This is a genomic window from Brevibacterium sp. FAM 24630 (assembly GCF_049804075.1).
Classification (GTDB): Bacteria; Actinomycetota; Actinomycetes; order Actinomycetales; family Brevibacteriaceae; genus Brevibacterium.
The window spans coordinates 1-255 of record NZ_JBNBZD010000102.1 but is presented as its reverse complement, the minus strand read 5'-3'; the positions used below and the strand labels follow the sequence as shown (position 1 = coordinate 255).

Genomic DNA, 255 nt, shown 5'->3' with positions numbered 1-255 from the left:
TAACGTGTTCGTCCTAGCCCATCCTCATACCCATACATCGACGAGGCATTCACCCCGACAACGCTGAGTGGACGAGCGGAAGTTGTGATGTTCCACCCATGAGCAACCCACCCAGGAACACGAACGGCTCCTGACGGTGGGGATCTGAATGTGTGCTCCTTAGAAAGGAGGTGATCCAGCCGCACCTTCCGGTACGGCTACCTTGTTACGACTTAGTCCCAATTGCCAGTCCCACCTTAGACGGCCCCCTCCCCT

General features: G+C 56.9%; 1 rRNA gene. It reads right to left on the bottom strand.

Annotated features, from left to right (window positions below):
* Positions 1-163: 163 nt before the first annotated feature.
* Positions 164-255 (bottom strand): 16S ribosomal RNA (locus ACPUD7_RS17900); the annotation flags it as partial.